The 13542-nt window shown below is 60.4% G+C and carries 17 protein-coding genes; 9 read left to right on the plus strand and 8 right to left on the minus strand.

What is annotated here, in order from left to right; all coding sequences use genetic code 11:
* Positions 1-75: 75 nt before the first annotated feature.
* Positions 76-1431 (plus strand): uracil-xanthine permease family protein, encoded by a 1356-nt coding sequence (locus ACTAQJ_RS16420; RefSeq protein WP_498697673.1) that lies wholly within the window; start codon positions 76-78, stop codon positions 1429-1431.
* A gap of 123 nt (positions 1432-1554) precedes the next feature.
* Here the strand turns inward: ACTAQJ_RS16420 and ACTAQJ_RS16425 are convergent, their stop codons facing one another.
* Positions 1555-2232: a nucleotidyl transferase AbiEii/AbiGii toxin family protein gene (locus ACTAQJ_RS16425; RefSeq protein ID WP_498697675.1), complete on the minus strand. Its 678-nt coding sequence runs from the start codon at positions 2230-2232 to the stop codon at positions 1555-1557.
* Between the two features lie 209 nt (positions 2233-2441).
* Positions 2442-2987, minus strand: coding sequence for a type IV toxin-antitoxin system AbiEi family antitoxin domain-containing protein (locus tag ACTAQJ_RS16430; RefSeq protein WP_498697677.1), 546 nt, complete (start codon positions 2985-2987; stop codon positions 2442-2444).
* 282 nt (positions 2988-3269) lie between these two features.
* Between ACTAQJ_RS16430 and ACTAQJ_RS16435 the strand changes: the two genes are divergently transcribed.
* Both ACTAQJ_RS16435 and ACTAQJ_RS16440 read left to right on the plus strand, forming a co-directional pair.
* On the plus strand, positions 3270-3449 hold the full coding sequence (locus ACTAQJ_RS16435) for a hypothetical protein (RefSeq protein ID WP_498697680.1): 180 nt from the start codon (positions 3270-3272) through the stop codon (positions 3447-3449).
* Positions 3446-4114: a hypothetical protein gene (locus tag ACTAQJ_RS16440; protein WP_498697683.1), complete on the plus strand. Its 669-nt coding sequence runs from the start codon at positions 3446-3448 to the stop codon at positions 4112-4114. Before ACTAQJ_RS16435 ends, ACTAQJ_RS16440 begins: the two co-directional genes overlap by 4 nt.
* Positions 4115-4178: 64 nt before the next feature.
* Here ACTAQJ_RS16440 and ACTAQJ_RS16445 read toward each other — a convergent pair whose 3' ends face one another.
* On the minus strand, positions 4179-5075 hold the full coding sequence (locus ACTAQJ_RS16445; protein ID WP_431117406.1) for a LysR family transcriptional regulator: 897 nt from the start codon (positions 5073-5075) through the stop codon (positions 4179-4181).
* 121 nt (positions 5076-5196) lie between these two features.
* On the opposite strand from ACTAQJ_RS16445, the gene ACTAQJ_RS16450 reads away from it, so the two are divergent.
* From ACTAQJ_RS16450 to ACTAQJ_RS16470, 5 genes are all read left to right on the plus strand, one after another.
* Complete coding sequence (locus tag ACTAQJ_RS16450; RefSeq protein WP_498697685.1) at positions 5197-5991, plus strand: alpha/beta fold hydrolase; 795 nt, start codon at positions 5197-5199, stop codon at positions 5989-5991.
* Positions 5992-6264: 273 nt separating this feature from the next.
* Positions 6265-6831 (plus strand): type 1 glutamine amidotransferase domain-containing protein, encoded by a 567-nt coding sequence (locus ACTAQJ_RS16455; RefSeq protein ID WP_431117404.1) that lies wholly within the window; start codon positions 6265-6267, stop codon positions 6829-6831.
* A 176-nt stretch (positions 6832-7007) separates the two neighbouring features.
* A complete protein-coding gene (locus tag ACTAQJ_RS16460; protein ID WP_498697687.1) occupies positions 7008-7739 on the plus strand; it encodes a helix-turn-helix domain-containing protein in 732 nt (243 codons plus the stop codon).
* Entirely contained in the window at positions 7732-8577 is an 846-nt protein-coding gene (locus ACTAQJ_RS16465; RefSeq protein ID WP_498697689.1) for a Fic family protein, read from the plus strand. Before ACTAQJ_RS16460 ends, ACTAQJ_RS16465 begins: the two co-directional genes overlap by 8 nt.
* Before the next feature lie 67 nt (positions 8578-8644).
* Positions 8645-9196 carry a dihydrofolate reductase family protein gene (locus ACTAQJ_RS16470; RefSeq protein WP_498697690.1) on the plus strand — a complete coding sequence of 184 codons (552 nt, stop codon included), beginning with the start codon at positions 8645-8647 and terminating at the stop codon, positions 9194-9196.
* Positions 9197-9216: 20 nt separating this feature from the next.
* Here the strand turns inward: ACTAQJ_RS16470 and ACTAQJ_RS16475 are convergent, their stop codons facing one another.
* The 3 genes from ACTAQJ_RS16475 to ACTAQJ_RS16485 all read right to left on the minus strand — a co-directional run bounded on the left by ACTAQJ_RS16475 (position 9217) and on the right by ACTAQJ_RS16485 (position 10830).
* Positions 9217-9807: a hypothetical protein gene (locus ACTAQJ_RS16475; protein ID WP_498697691.1), complete on the minus strand. Its 591-nt coding sequence runs from the start codon at positions 9805-9807 to the stop codon at positions 9217-9219.
* 44 nt (positions 9808-9851) lie between these two features.
* Complete coding sequence (locus ACTAQJ_RS16480; RefSeq protein WP_498697693.1) at positions 9852-10295, minus strand: hypothetical protein; 444 nt, start codon at positions 10293-10295, stop codon at positions 9852-9854.
* Positions 10296-10386: 91 nt separating this feature from the next.
* Entirely contained in the window at positions 10387-10830 is a 444-nt protein-coding gene (locus ACTAQJ_RS16485) for a DUF1905 domain-containing protein (protein WP_498697696.1), read from the minus strand.
* Between the two features lie 95 nt (positions 10831-10925).
* Here ACTAQJ_RS16485 and ACTAQJ_RS16490 point away from each other — a divergent pair, with 95 nt between their 5' ends.
* Complete coding sequence (locus tag ACTAQJ_RS16490) at positions 10926-11183, plus strand: DUF2630 family protein (RefSeq protein ID WP_431117397.1); 258 nt, start codon at positions 10926-10928, stop codon at positions 11181-11183.
* Between the two features lie 33 nt (positions 11184-11216).
* On the opposite strand, the gene ACTAQJ_RS16495 is transcribed toward ACTAQJ_RS16490, so the two are convergent.
* The gene (locus tag ACTAQJ_RS16495; RefSeq protein ID WP_431117396.1) at positions 11217-12359 is read right to left on the minus strand and encodes a glycerate kinase; all 1143 of its coding nucleotides are present in this window, start codon (positions 12357-12359) and stop codon (positions 11217-11219) included.
* A 54-nt stretch (positions 12360-12413) separates the two neighbouring features.
* Positions 12414-13376, minus strand: coding sequence for a D-2-hydroxyacid dehydrogenase family protein (locus ACTAQJ_RS16500; protein WP_498697700.1), 963 nt, complete (start codon positions 13374-13376; stop codon positions 12414-12416).
* Between the last annotated feature and the right edge of the window lie 166 nt (positions 13377-13542).

Genomic DNA, 13542 nt, shown 5'->3' on the forward strand with positions numbered 1-13542 from the left:
GAGGCGCGTAGAGCGGGCCACACAATGGCGGTAATGTTGCACCGAATCCCAACATTCTTCTGAGGAAGGCCCGCCATGAGCATGCTCGGCACCAAATGGAAGCTCCACGGCAACGGGAAGTCGGTCCGCCCCGGCCACGTAGTCTCACCCGACGAGCGGCTGGCTTGGCCCCTCACCATTGGCATCGGCATGCAGCACGTCGTCGCCATGTTCGGCGCGACCTTCCTGGTCCCCATCATCACAGGCATGCCGCCCGCCACCACCTTGCTCTTCTCGGGCATCGGCACGCTGCTTTTCCTCATCATCACCAAGGGCCGCGTGCCCAGCTACCTGGGTTCGAGCTTCGCGTTCATCGCCCCGATCATGGCGTCCCAGCAGCAGTACGGCGTTAGTGGCGCTTTGGGCGGCGTGGTGCTTGCCGGCGTCGTGCTGGCCCTTATTGGTGCCGTGGTCCAGAAGTTTGGCGCCGAATGGATCAACCGGCTCATGCCGCCGATCGTCACCGGCGCGATCGTCGCGCTGATCGGCCTCAACCTGGCGCCAGCCGCCAAGAATAACTTCGACGCCGCTCCCGTCACTGCACTGATCACGCTGGTCACGATCATCCTGGTCAGCGTCCTCTTCCGCGGAATCCTGGGGCGCCTGAGCATTCTCGTGGGCGTGGTGGTGGGCTATCTCGTGGCGATGATGCGCGGCGAGGTCAGCTACGAAAAGATGGACGCCGCCGCATGGGTGGGCTTGCCGCTGTTCCAGACGCCCGAGTTCCACATCGGCGTTGTGGGGTTGTTCGTGCCGGTGGTGCTGGTGCTGGTGGCTGAGAACGTGGGGCACGTAAAGTCGGTAGCCGCGATGACCGGTCAAAACCTCGACGGCGTCTCCGGACGCGCGCTGATGGCCGACGGCGCCGCGACCGTGCTTGCCGGCCTGGGCGGCGGCTCCGGTACCACGACGTACGCGGAAAACATCGGCGTCATGGCCGCCACCAAGGTCTACTCGACGGCGGCCTACTGGGTGGCCGGTATCTTCGCCATCCTGCTGAGCTTCTCCCCGAAATTCGGCGAACTGATCGCAACCGTACCGCCCGGCGTCCTCGGCGGCGCGGCGACCATGCTGTACGGCATGATCGGTGTGCTCGGCGTGAAGATCTGGGTGCAGAACAAGGTCAACTTCTCCAACCCGATCAACCTGACCACGGCTGCTGTTGCCCTGATTATCGGTATTGCGGACTACACGTGGACTATTGGCGAGCTGAAGTTCACGGGCATTGCTTTGGGGTCTGCCGCCGCGCTGGTGATTTACCACGGCATGAAGGGGTTGGCTCGCTGGCGCGGAACCGTTGCTGAGCCGGAAACCGAGACGGCGGGACTCCCGCCGGCGGTGAAGTCGGCGATGAACGCGGCGGCTAAGAGGGGCGGGAAGAAGGGGAAGTAGGGTAGAGCCCGAAGGAATCGCCTGCCTCCAACTAACCAAGGGAAATGGAGCATCAAGCAAAAGAGTCATTGCTCCAACCTGCGGGCGTAAGGAGAGCAGCAGGCCAGGGACGTCACCGACCCGCTATGCGGTAAATTCCAGAATCCATTCGTTGACCTCGGAAATTGCCTCGTCGAGGCTCAAGACCACTCCGAGATCACGAACGAGGCTCTCGAAGTCCTTTCCCCAGCCCTCATGTCGCTCAATCTGGACCGGCCATGATGCGGCTGAAACCCCGATCACGGCAGCATTTTCTGCTCGGCGCCCAAAGACGTCTTCACATGCCACCTTCAGAGCCTCCAACCCGCGGCCGCCATCAAAGACATTCTGTTTCAACAAATGAATGTCAAGCACGTCGCGCTCTCGCGTTCCACGTCCTGGCCCGGTGCACGCGTGGAGTTTCTGCGCAATCTGATATTCGGGCACGATGCTAACCAGCTGCTCTGCCGGTGTTCCGACACCAAAAGGCTCCAATCGTGGCGCCGCAATCAGGCCCACCACGGCGGCTACGGCTCCTTCAGCGAAAGCCACTTCAAGCTTAACGTTCCGTAGGAGCGCCTTCGCAAAAAAGACCTGAACCTCATACTGGCGTGGATTTACGGCCGCCAGATCGACCTCGATTTCGCGGACGTCGGGCTTCACGAAAAAGGTGAATAAACCCAAAGGCTCGGCAAGAGAGTCCCTCAGGAACCCGTGAAGCTCTGCCTCACTCTCCGTGTAGAAGGTATCAATATCCTTGGTCGACCTGGAGTTCGGATGCATCGACCACTCTAGGAAGGCTCCACCCTTTAGCCGTATCTTCGGGTGTCCGTCTTCACCCTTCGAGCGTTGAAGGGCGGCTACTAAGACACTGCCACAGACGGTCCACATAGTCGTCTGTTCGGGCTCTTCCGTATTGGCGTTACGGATTCCCGCCTTCAGCGAAGTCGCAGTCGTGGATGGCTTCTTCTTCGCTGCCAGGTCTTCGTATTTTATCGTCGCCCCTTCTCTTTCAGATCGGCCATCAACTGTCTCGCTGCGCTCGTTGCCAGAAGTTCACGCCGCGCCGCTGTGTCGACGGCTTGCTGCGCAAGATCGAGACGCATCCCGCTCTCCGCGGCGCGCTTTATGGCCTGCGAGACGGTCGTTATCGGTAAACCTTGGTAGTAATCGATAATGACGCGGCCTTTACGAAGCTGGAATATTGGGTTGCCCTGCTTCCGGACTCGGACGCCCGGAGGAACCACTACGTGGACGGCCCTCGGATTAACATCACAGAGCTCAAGAAATGCCAACACTGTCTCGCCGTCCAGAGCGGCCTCCGGACCCGCCCAGATGAGAGCCAACCTAAGCTCGGTCGTGTCGTCCGTAGGAAGATCGGGAAAACGATAGATGCCGTGGAGCTCGTGCACCAGCCTCCCCTTGTAGGCCATCTGGGGAAGTTCCCGCGGGTCCATTCCAACATCGGCCGCATCACGGGCAACGATGAAACCACCCTTGTCCATTGCGATCTCACGTAGCTCACTGACCTTGGTCATGCCAAAAGTATAGCCTTTTGGCTATACTTTTGGCAGGACATTCACAGATTTGGCGTTTATTGTCCCGGCTTCCCCTCAATGACGGCGGCCCCCGCGTAATTGAGGGGCCCCCCGTGCATCAAAACGTGATGAAAATCACTTTTCTATTAAATAGACGCCCGATTCCGCTGAAATCAAGGCCTTAAGTGTCTAGGGAGAAAGCCCTTGAGAAGCTGAAGAGCTCCGTTTGGTCGGCCATATTGCCTTTGAACAGTAGTTTTCAGTTGTGCTATCACATCTGCCTTGGTAGACACCACCTATCCGGGACGTATGGTTCTGGCCAAAAATTGGGGAATTACATTGAGTTCGCATCTCTTAAAGAGCGCTGTTTATGGTACCGCCGCAGTTGCTGTTTCAGGCGCAATCGCTCTTTCCGATGCAGCGCCATCACCGGCAGCAATTAGTGGTGTTATTAACAATTGATCAAATTGATAAAGCCGACGAATACCAGATCATTCGCATCTGCGCTCGTCGTCGCTGGCGTGCTCTCCTTGGTTGTCGCCTGCTCAGGCGGCGACCAAGGAAGTTCCGAGCGTCGACACATTGCGGACAACTTCACTGAATTGGTCGTCACGGCACTCGATGATCCCAGCCTCCAAGAGTTCGACAGGGAAGTCCTCGAGAGAGCCAAAGTTTCAGGACGAATCGAGCAAGCGGACTATGACCAGGCGTACAGCCGCTTCGCACAGTGCATGGCGACTTCCGGCAAGCCAGTCACGTTGACTCGACTTAGCAACGGTCTTTACCGGACTGAGAACACGCCCCTGTCAGATGGGGAATCCGTGGAATCTGCCATGTCGATCGTGATCAAGTGCGAGCAGGGTACAACCAACGAGATCGGTGAGCTCTTCGGCATTCAACAAGGAAACCCCGAACTGTTGGGGAACCCATATGAAATCGCACACAAATGCCTTGAAACCAAGGGCCTGATCGGTTCGGATTTCTCACTCAAGGATCTTAGGGAGGCCATCGGCTCGGACGGTAGCGGAGGAAGCGCCTTAAAGGATCGTCTTCCTTTTGACCCTTACAGTGATGAAGCCCAGGCTTGTTTCATTGGGGCCAACATGACCATCGCCAAAGCGTCCTAGGTGGAATCAACATCATGATTGTCCTGGGCGTCGGTCTGTTGCCAACCACACGATCCCGCGCGCCTTATGTTTTTCCCACGACGTAGCGCCGAGCATGATCGACGAGCTCTGCGGTCAGCGGCGAGGCGCCGTTCCGGAGCCAGACCAGAACAGTCGGCATGGGGAGGGATACCCCGACGAACGGGCGCCACACGACGCCGGGCGGATCACCTGGCACCACCTGGTGCGGCGTTTTGAAGGACACGCCAAGACCGGCAGCCACCAGGCTCATCGTGGTGGCGATGCTCGGCGACCACCGGTGCGGACCCGGAACCATTCCCCCATCCACCAGCAAATTCAGTACCCGCTCGCGGACGTCAGGATCGCCGTCGCGTTGCAACCAGATCAACGCCTGGCCACTCAGATCCGTGGGGTTGATCCCCGCTAGCTTGGCGAGGCTGCTGCCCGCCGGAAGCGCGACCCCCATTGGCTCAGTTTCCAGGGTCAGGACACCGAGCCGTTCGTCGTGAGGCGGCACAGCGTGAATGAAGACAGCGTCGAACTCGCCTTCAAGAAGTTTCTGCACCCCTTCCCTTGCTGCCGCAGGATGAACGTTTATCTCCGGAGCTGGCCCTCCGGAACCAAGGCCGCTCAGCAACTCCGCCAGCAGTGGGTAGGCCACGCCCACAGCGACGCCCAGATTCAGCATGGCGGGCGGGGGGCTGCGAAGTTCTTCCATGGCTGCTGCCGCCGCATCATGAGCCTGGATGATTTGTAACGCTTCTTCTTGAAGACGCCGCCCGGCCTCCGTGAGGGCGACGTGATTGTGAGTCCGGTCCAGAAGACGAAGCCCCAAGCCTCTTTCCAATGCTTTGAGCTCTTGGCTCAGTGCCGGCTGGGCTATGTGGAGCCGGGCCGCGGCTTTGCCAAAGTGCAGTTCCTCTGCGAGCACAAGGAATCTCCGGAGCTGGCGGATCTCCATGAGCCATCATAAGAATTTGTGATCGTCCGAGTCCATAGCGGTCTTGGACGTCAGGTCCCACTCGGGCGTCCAATGAAGGGGAAGGGTGATTTACCCTCGAGGAAAGGTGAAGGCAATGAGAATGACTGATGAGACCGCTCTGGTGGAGGCGAACGGCGCCAGGCTTCACGTTGAAGTTACAGGTCATGGGACGCCCGTGCTTCTGGTCCCCGGCGCTGGAGGCGATGCCAGGCAATACGCTGAACTTGCCCAGTTGTTGGCCCAGAGCCATACGGTAATCGCCTATGACCGCAGGAATAACGGACGCAGCCCGCAGCGCTCGGACTGGGCGGAAACGTCAGTGCCGTTGCAGGCCGGCGACGCTGTTGCCCTGTTGGAATCACTGGGAACCGAGCCGTGCGTTGTCTTTGGCAACAGCACCGGGGCCTTGATTGCACTGGCCGCCGCGCTGAAGTCGCCGGAGCGCTTTAGAGGCGCCGTACTGCATGAGCCGGCTCTACTGGCCGTTCTGACGAATCCCGACGAGGCTATGGCCACCGTGCAGCCGGTGATCGCAGCGGGTGTAGAGGCCGATGGACTGGCTGGCGGCGCCGAGGCGTTCGTCCGGTTTGCTGCAGGCGATGCCGCAGCCCGGTTGACCCCGGAGTTGATCGACGGACTCCGGACCAACGCCAAGATCTTGCTGGAAGCGGAGTTCGGAGCCTTTGCGTCCTGGCGACCGGAGCCTGATGCTTTGTCAGAACTGAGTCTGCCCTTGGCCGTACTCAGCGCCGAACAGACTGCGCCATTCTTCCTCGAGGCTGCCGAGTGGATAGCTTCCCATGCCGGAGTCAACCGCCGGACGATACCCGGAGGGCACATGGGCTTCTTGGACCACCCAAGGGAACTAGCAAAGGAAATCGACGCTATGTTCTAGGCCTGTTCGGCGGCGCACCATCGTGAGCAGACGCCACCCGCAGACGGCAACAACCTGAACACAGAGAATCCCCAGGACCACGATCACCAGCAGCACGATACGTGGGCCGTCGGGGACGCCAGCCTCAACAAAGTCGAACCGAAATTGAATACTCAGCTTGCTTACTAAAATGACCTTCCATAGGCTTGAACAGGTCAGACAAACAACTCTCACAGCGGCGGCTTACGCCCTCAGGCAAGGCAGACGAACCCGCCGCGCAATGGAGGAGGAACAATGTCAGAACACACCATCACAGGCAAGAAGGTCGCATTTCTGTTGACGGACGGCGTGGAGCAGGTCGAACTCACCAGCCCGTGGCAAGCCGTGAAGGACGCTGGCGGCCAGCCAACGCTCGTGGCACTTTCAAAGGGAAAGCTGCAGGGATTCAACGGCGTGGAGAAGGGTGACACGTTCGACGTCGATCTGGCAGTAGCCGACGCCAATGCATCGGACTTTGACGCCCTGGTACTCCCCGGCGGCGTGGTAAACGCCGATCACCTCCGCGTCGACAAGGATGCGCAGAACTTTACGCGCGCCTTCTTCGAGCAGCACAAGCCGGTGGCGTCGATCTGCCACGGACCGTGGATCCTCATCGACGCAGGCGTCATCAAGGGCCGCAACGTCACCTCGTATCACACGCTCCAAACCGACCTGAAGAACGCAGGCGCCAACTGGACCGATGAAGAAGTCGTCGTGGACCAAGGCCTTATCACCAGCCGGAATCCGGACGACCTCCCGGCGTTCAACAGCAAGGTAGTAGAGGAAATCTCCGAGGGCCAGCACGCCGGCCAGACCGCTTAGCGGGTCGGCGGACAGACGCACCAAAAGGCGAGTGCCGCCGTCGTACTTCACAAAAGTACGACGGCGGCACATCCGTTGGGCGGGAAGGATCGTTTGCTGGCCGCCAAGACCTTGCATATATGCGAGATCTGCAAATTTCATTGCATTTATGCAAGACGAAGGTCATAATTCCATATATGCAAGAACTTGTCAGAGAAGCCATCCACGATTCGTCACTCACCCGCACCGAATTAGCACGGAGAGCTGGAGTTTCCGCTTCCACCATCACCCGGATCGAGAAGGGCGACGTCGATCCGACCATCGGAATGGCGACAAGGATACTGGCCGCCGTGGGCCTTCAGTTCATTCCCCGCTTGGAACCACTTTGCGTGCCTCACGCACTGAAATCCGCCAGGGCAATTCTCGACGACGCATTTACCCCTCCCGCCGACGCTGAAACAAGCTCCACCCTGAAACGCTGGGCGAGCCGGGACGGATCAGCGCGGCCCCGGTCGCTTGCGAGGGAGGCTGGCATCGCCGCACCACCACGGTGCCGGCCAGGAGTCGTGACAGCAAGTTCCGACTGGGGCCTCCTTCGAATCTGCTCTGCGGCAGCCGCCACCCGAAAAGGCTGGGCGGTCAGCGGCGCGCCGGCAGCTGCCCGTATCGGAGCGCACCAAACGCACGGGCCAACCATTCTCTATGTCGAGGAACCCAGACGGATCGGAAACGTCATCAGCCAGCCCGGAGCTACTGCACAAGATGTGATTCTCTTGCCTTTGGATGAAAGCAGCCAAGCTGGCGCCTGGAACGATGAGGGCATTGTGTGGGTGGACCCTATCCAAGTCATTTTGGACTGCTACGGCATGCCCGAGACACGGGAGCAGGCCGAGGAACTGACACAGGACTGGGAGGAAGCAAATGACTGAGGGCAGTTGGGGAATCGGATCAAGCCGGTACAAGAAGCGCCCATCGCAGAGGCTTGCCGAGCCGCCCCCAAACCCGCCGAATGCGACAACCGCTGACCGACTCGCGAACCTTGGATTCACATGGGATTCCAGCGCGGTGCCTTGGCGAGCGATGCCCACCATGAAAGTGCCGAAGGCCCTCGCGCGTTTCCAGAATCAGCTGGCCGGACATGTCTGGGACGCAGCGGCTTTGGAAGGAAATCCATATACGCTTCCCGAAGTTCAGACGCTGCTCGAAGGTGTCACCGTGGGCGGACATAGATTGGAGGACGAGAAGCAGGTGCTCGCACTGGCTGATTCGACCAAAATGCTCCATGACCTGGTGCAGGATGGAACGTTCAAGCCCCACAAGAGTGTGTCCGACCGAATCCACGGTCTGGTGGCTCCGCACGAAGCCATCGAGGCAGGGCATTTCCGAGGCGAAGGATCAGTCCGCGGTGGCGGCACAGTCAACCTGGGCGAATACGGCACGTTCAAGTCGACTGGCTGTGAGGACAGCGGGGAAGCGCTCCGTGTCGAGTACGAGTTGGGCCTTGCTCACCTTGAAACCATCCAGGACGCTGCTGAACGAGCCGTTGCGTACTTCTGCTTCGGCACGCGCCACCAGTTTTACTTCGACGGCAACAAACGAACGTCCCGGCTCATGATGAATGGGATTTTGTTGAGTTCAGGCCACGACGCAATCTCGATTCCCTTCAGTCGTCGGCTCGAGTTTAACCAGCACCTGATCACTCTCTTCCTGGACGCCAACGCGACCTCGCTGATGGAGTTCATCATCGATTGCCGACCTGAGGACTAAGGTCTTAGTAAAGCCGACATGTGGCTTCGATGTAGCAACTTGGGCCTGAGAACCTATGGAGGCACGTATGCGCAAAGTTACCGCCGGCCTGTTCCACTCTGTGGATGGCGTTGTTCAGGACCCGTTCAAGTTCCAGTTCGACAGCTTCGACGACGAGCTGGGCAAGGGACTGACAAAGATGATCAACACTGTGGACACGGTGGTTCTAGGCCGCGTCAGCTACCAGGAGTGGGCCGGATATTGGCCGAACGCTTCGCAAGACGAAGATTTTGCCGCATTCATCAACCCCGTGGAGAAGTTCGTCGCATCCCGCACCCTGTCCGAGCCCCTCGAATGGGAAAACTCGCACCTCATCGATGGCCCGCTGGAGCAGTTCGTCACCGACCTGAAGGGGCGTGACGGTGGAGAGATCGCAGTCTGCGGCAGTATCTCCGTGGTACGCCAACTGCTGTTCGCGGGCGTCCTTGATGAGTTGACCCTCATGACCCACCCCGTCGTGGCCGGTAGTGGACGGCGACTCTTCGAGGACGGCGACCCGCTAAGCCGGCTCGTTCTGGAGGATCAGTACGCCACGAGCAAGGGCAATGTCGTGAGCACTTACAGCCGGCGCCAGGACTGAAACGCCCGACGGCGCGGCAACTAGTCCTTCAGGTCCTGGACAGGATTCACATGGACGATGATGACCCGCTGGCCTTTGGGTCCGTCGTAGCGAAGGTCGTAGGTAACTGCCAAGCCTGTTGATGTACCTGGACCTAGGGCATAGCTGCTGGTTTCCGTCTCCTTGCCGCCGATGCTTTCAATCCATCGCCCGGCCGCGTCTGCATCGATACCGTAGCGCGCGACGCCGTCGTGAATGAACTTTACGAGTTCGTCCCAGCTCCCAGCCCTCAGGAAGTAGGTGGCCTCACTGAAGTCCGGGCGGGTGGAGACAGTGTTGAATCGCAAGGTGTCCGAGCTCGCAGAGACGTCCCCTTCAGGACCCGCGATGCTGATTTCGATCATGCGTCCATCCTTGGCGAGGATTGTGGGACCGTACGCGGTGTCAGCGGGAAGGCCGAGGACTTCCTTTTCGAGTCGTCCGGAAGTCATGTCCAACCTCGCGGAACCCCGCGACTTGATTCGCTCCACACCGCTTTCGGTGAGGTGATCGAACTCGCCGGCCACGGGCACGGAAGACGGGTCCTCGGGGGCAAAGTAGTCCCCCAAGCAGCCCGTCAGGACCAAGGACATGGCAACGATACTGAGGGCCCCGAGCAAGCGCTTCCGGAACATGTTCACTTTTGGCTACCCAGTTCCAGCAGATCCATATCCACGCTCCCTGTGCCTGGCTTGGGTGAACCCCGTTCCTTGCGACGCCGGGTTGCCCGGTACTCATCCCTGCTTAGGCTGAACCCGTACCAAGCGATAAATGCCGCAAAGGCCATAAGCCATAGCGCACCCCATCCAGGCCCTTCTCCATGCCACACGGGGTCCAGGAACATCACAAACGCACCAAGAAATCCCGCGAACCCGAATGCGGCCAGAATCGCCATTCCCCACCAGGTGCTGACCTGCGCCTGCCCCCGCCCGGGCGTAAACCCGATCTCGTCCGAAGGGTAGCTGTGAAGCTCACCCGTGCTGGTCCTGCGCAGTACGCGTTTCTCGCCGCGCGCTACAGCATCCTTATGCTCGGCGTACACGGCGTCATCACGTAGGTCACGCTCTCGGTCATAAACCACTCTGCTGTCCCCCAACGATCCAAAAAGTCCAGCCTATCGCCCGAACGGACGACGGCGGCAGGCACCTCGCGAGGGGCCGGCAGCCAGGATGCTACTTCTTCCCCGCCTTCAAATCCGAAACAACCTTCGCAATCCGCCGAGCCCGCGTTTCCTCGGTCTTGGCGTCCCCGATCGGCTCCACGTATCGGCGTTGGGCACTGCAGTTCAACGTTCCGTAGAAGGCCTTGGCCTCGGGCTCAGCCTCAAGTGCCTCAGCAAGATCGTCCGGAACCTCGATCACACGCGGCTGGGTGTCCACTTCCAGATCCACGTCCACGGTGTCGCCCGCGGACGCGCCGGTCAGGTCCCTGTTCGCGGCGCTGACACCCACCATGTATTTCCCACCCATCACCGCAATGCTGCTGCGATAGCTCTGGCCGTTGATGGTTACAACTACCGGGGGCCGTTTGCCGGCATCGAGCGCACTAACAACATCCTCAGGAACTTCAATGCCAGCCTTGTTGCCATCGCCGACGATGGTCGTGGTGAATTTCATGTCCCAAGTATGCCGTCGGCCACCCGTAGACGCACCCCGCCAGCCGGACTACGTTCTGTATAAGCAACTACCAAGTGAACCAAGGAGAGTGAACCATGGACGAGCAGGATCTTCTGGAACGGATTCAGTCACTCGTGGAAGAGGAACACCGGCTGCGTGATGCAGCGGTGGGCGGCGGAATTGAGGACGATGTGGACGGCGACAGCAGCCGGGCCCGCTTGGCGCAGCTCGAGGCTCAACTCGACCAGTGCTGGGACTTGCTCCGCCAAAGGCGGGCCAAGAAGAAGGCTGGTGAGAATCCCGACGATGCCGAACCCCGCCCGATCAGCGAAGTCGAAGGCTACAGGCAGTAGTCCGGCCCAAGGACGAACCCAGCGACGAAGAAGCTACGCCCCCTCAAGCACCTGGCTCGTAGCCCACGCAACGTACTTGGCCGCGTTGGCAACGGCGTCGGCGACGTCGGGAACACCGTCCTTGCGCTGTGCGACGTCCAGCAACTGGGCCGCAGCTACTATCCCGTGCTTGGCGAGATCCTCGGGTGTCACCGTGATTCGGCCTGCCACAGCCACCACGGGAATGCCGTGCACGCTTGCGGCGTCGGCCAAGGCGATGGGCGCCTTACCCGTGAGTGACTGCTCATCCATGGAACCCTCGCCCGTAATCACGAGGTCCGCCTCGCTGAGGTGCGAAGCCAAGCCGGTCAGCCCGGCGACCAGCGCGAAGCCGCCTTCGAGCGCGGAGTCGGTAAAGGCAAGGAACGACGCCGGGAACCCGCCTGCCGCTCCGGCTCCCGGAACGTTGACGTCTCTGCCCGTGGCTTCCCGAAGGAGCGAAGCCCAGTTACGAAGACCGGCGTCGATCCTTTCAACGGCATCTTCATCGGCTCCCTTCTGGGGGCCGAAAACATGAGCGGCACCATCCGCGCCGAACAGCGGGTTTTGCACGTCCACGGCGATCCGGAACTTGGCTTGCGAAAGCCTCGGATCGAGCCCGGAAACGTCCAAGGCAACAACGTCGGCAAGGAAACCTCCGCCAAGGGGCACTACATTTCCGGCAGCGTCCACGGGCTTGAGCCCCAGCGCACGCAACGCGCCACTTCCGGCGTCGGACATTGCTGAACCACCGAGTCCCAACACAATCTCGGTGGCACCGGCGTCGAGCGCCGCCGCAATGAGCTGTCCGCAGCCGTAGCTGTGGGCGCGCAACGAATTCTCGGGGGTGGGTTCCATGAAGGCCAAACCGGAAGCCTGGGCGGTTTCGATGACGGCCGTGGCTCCGCCGAAGGAATCTTTGCGGATGGCCCAGGAAGCTCCCACCGGCTTGAGAATTGGACCCACAACGGCGTGGTTCCGCTCTTCGTAACCAGCGGCGATGGCGGCGTCGAGTGTGCCTTCGCCACCGTCAGCTACGGGAAATTGGGTGGTTACAGCGTCCGGATAGACGCGCAGTGCGCCCTCGGCCATGGCTGATGCGGCTTCCGCGGCGGTCAGGGATCCCTTGAATTTGTCCGGGGCGATGAGGATACGCATGGGTCCATCTTGCCAGCTTTGCCCGGAAAGCGATTGCCGGTTACGAAGATTGCGTCACTCGTTCAGCGGACGAACGGGGGCACCCTCGAGCCACCCCTCGACGTCCTCGAATGCACCGCCGTAAAACTGCCGGTAGCTCTCATGCGTCACGTAACCGATGTGCGGCGAGAGCACGGTTCGCGAGGAATGAAGCAAAGCATGTCCAGCGGGCAGGGGCTCCTCGTCAAAGACGTCCATGGCAGCGCCACGAATCCAGCCTTCCTCCAGCGCACGAATCAGCGCTGCCTCGTCCACCAGTGGCCCGCGCGCAGTGTTGACGAGCACGCCCTCGGGACCCAGGAGCCTCAATTCTTCCGCTCCTACGATGCCCTCGGTCCGCTCGGACAGCCGCAGGTGCAACGTCACCACATCGGACTCCCGGAACAGTTCCTCTTTGCTCACCTTTCGAACGCCCGCGGCCTCGGCCGTCTCCGCCGTGAGATTCTGGCTCCACGCCAAAACGTCCATGCCAAAGGCTTTCGCGTAGCCCGCAATGCGCTTCCCAATCTTGCCGAGGCCGACGATTCCCAGCGTCTTGCCTTCGAGTTCAAACCCGACGGCGGTCTGCCAGTCGCCTGCCCGCAGCGAGTTTTCCTCCACAACCAGGTTGCGGGCAAAAGCGAGCAGCAGCGCCCACGTCATTTCCGGTGCCGCTGCCGGTGACCCACCGGTTCCGCACACCAGGATGCCACGCTCCGATGCTGCCTCAAGGTCGATCGCGGCATTGGCCATGCCCGTGGTCACGAGCAGTTTCAGGTTGGTCAATGACTCAAGCACGCGACGAGGGAAGCGCGTCCGTTCGCGCATCGCCACAATGATGTCGAACGGCGCCAAAGCTGCCACAGCCTGCTCTTCGGAAACAAAAGGTGCACTGAAAACACTGACCTTCACGCCGTCGTCGAGCAGTGAATCCCAAGGGGCGTAGTCACTGGCGACCTGCTGATAGTCATCAATGATGGCCAAGCGGAAACTCGTCACGTCATTCTCCTCGCGCGGCGGCTAGTGGTAGAAACACCATCTCACGTCACGATTCCTATTTGGCGGCCACAGACAATGCGACGAGCGACAAGTTGGCGCCGTACAGAGAGTACGCCGGCGGGTGGGTGCACATTTTCCAGTAATGCGTTTGACTGGAAATTGAACC

The organism is Arthrobacter sp. alpha11c (assembly GCF_054149985.1).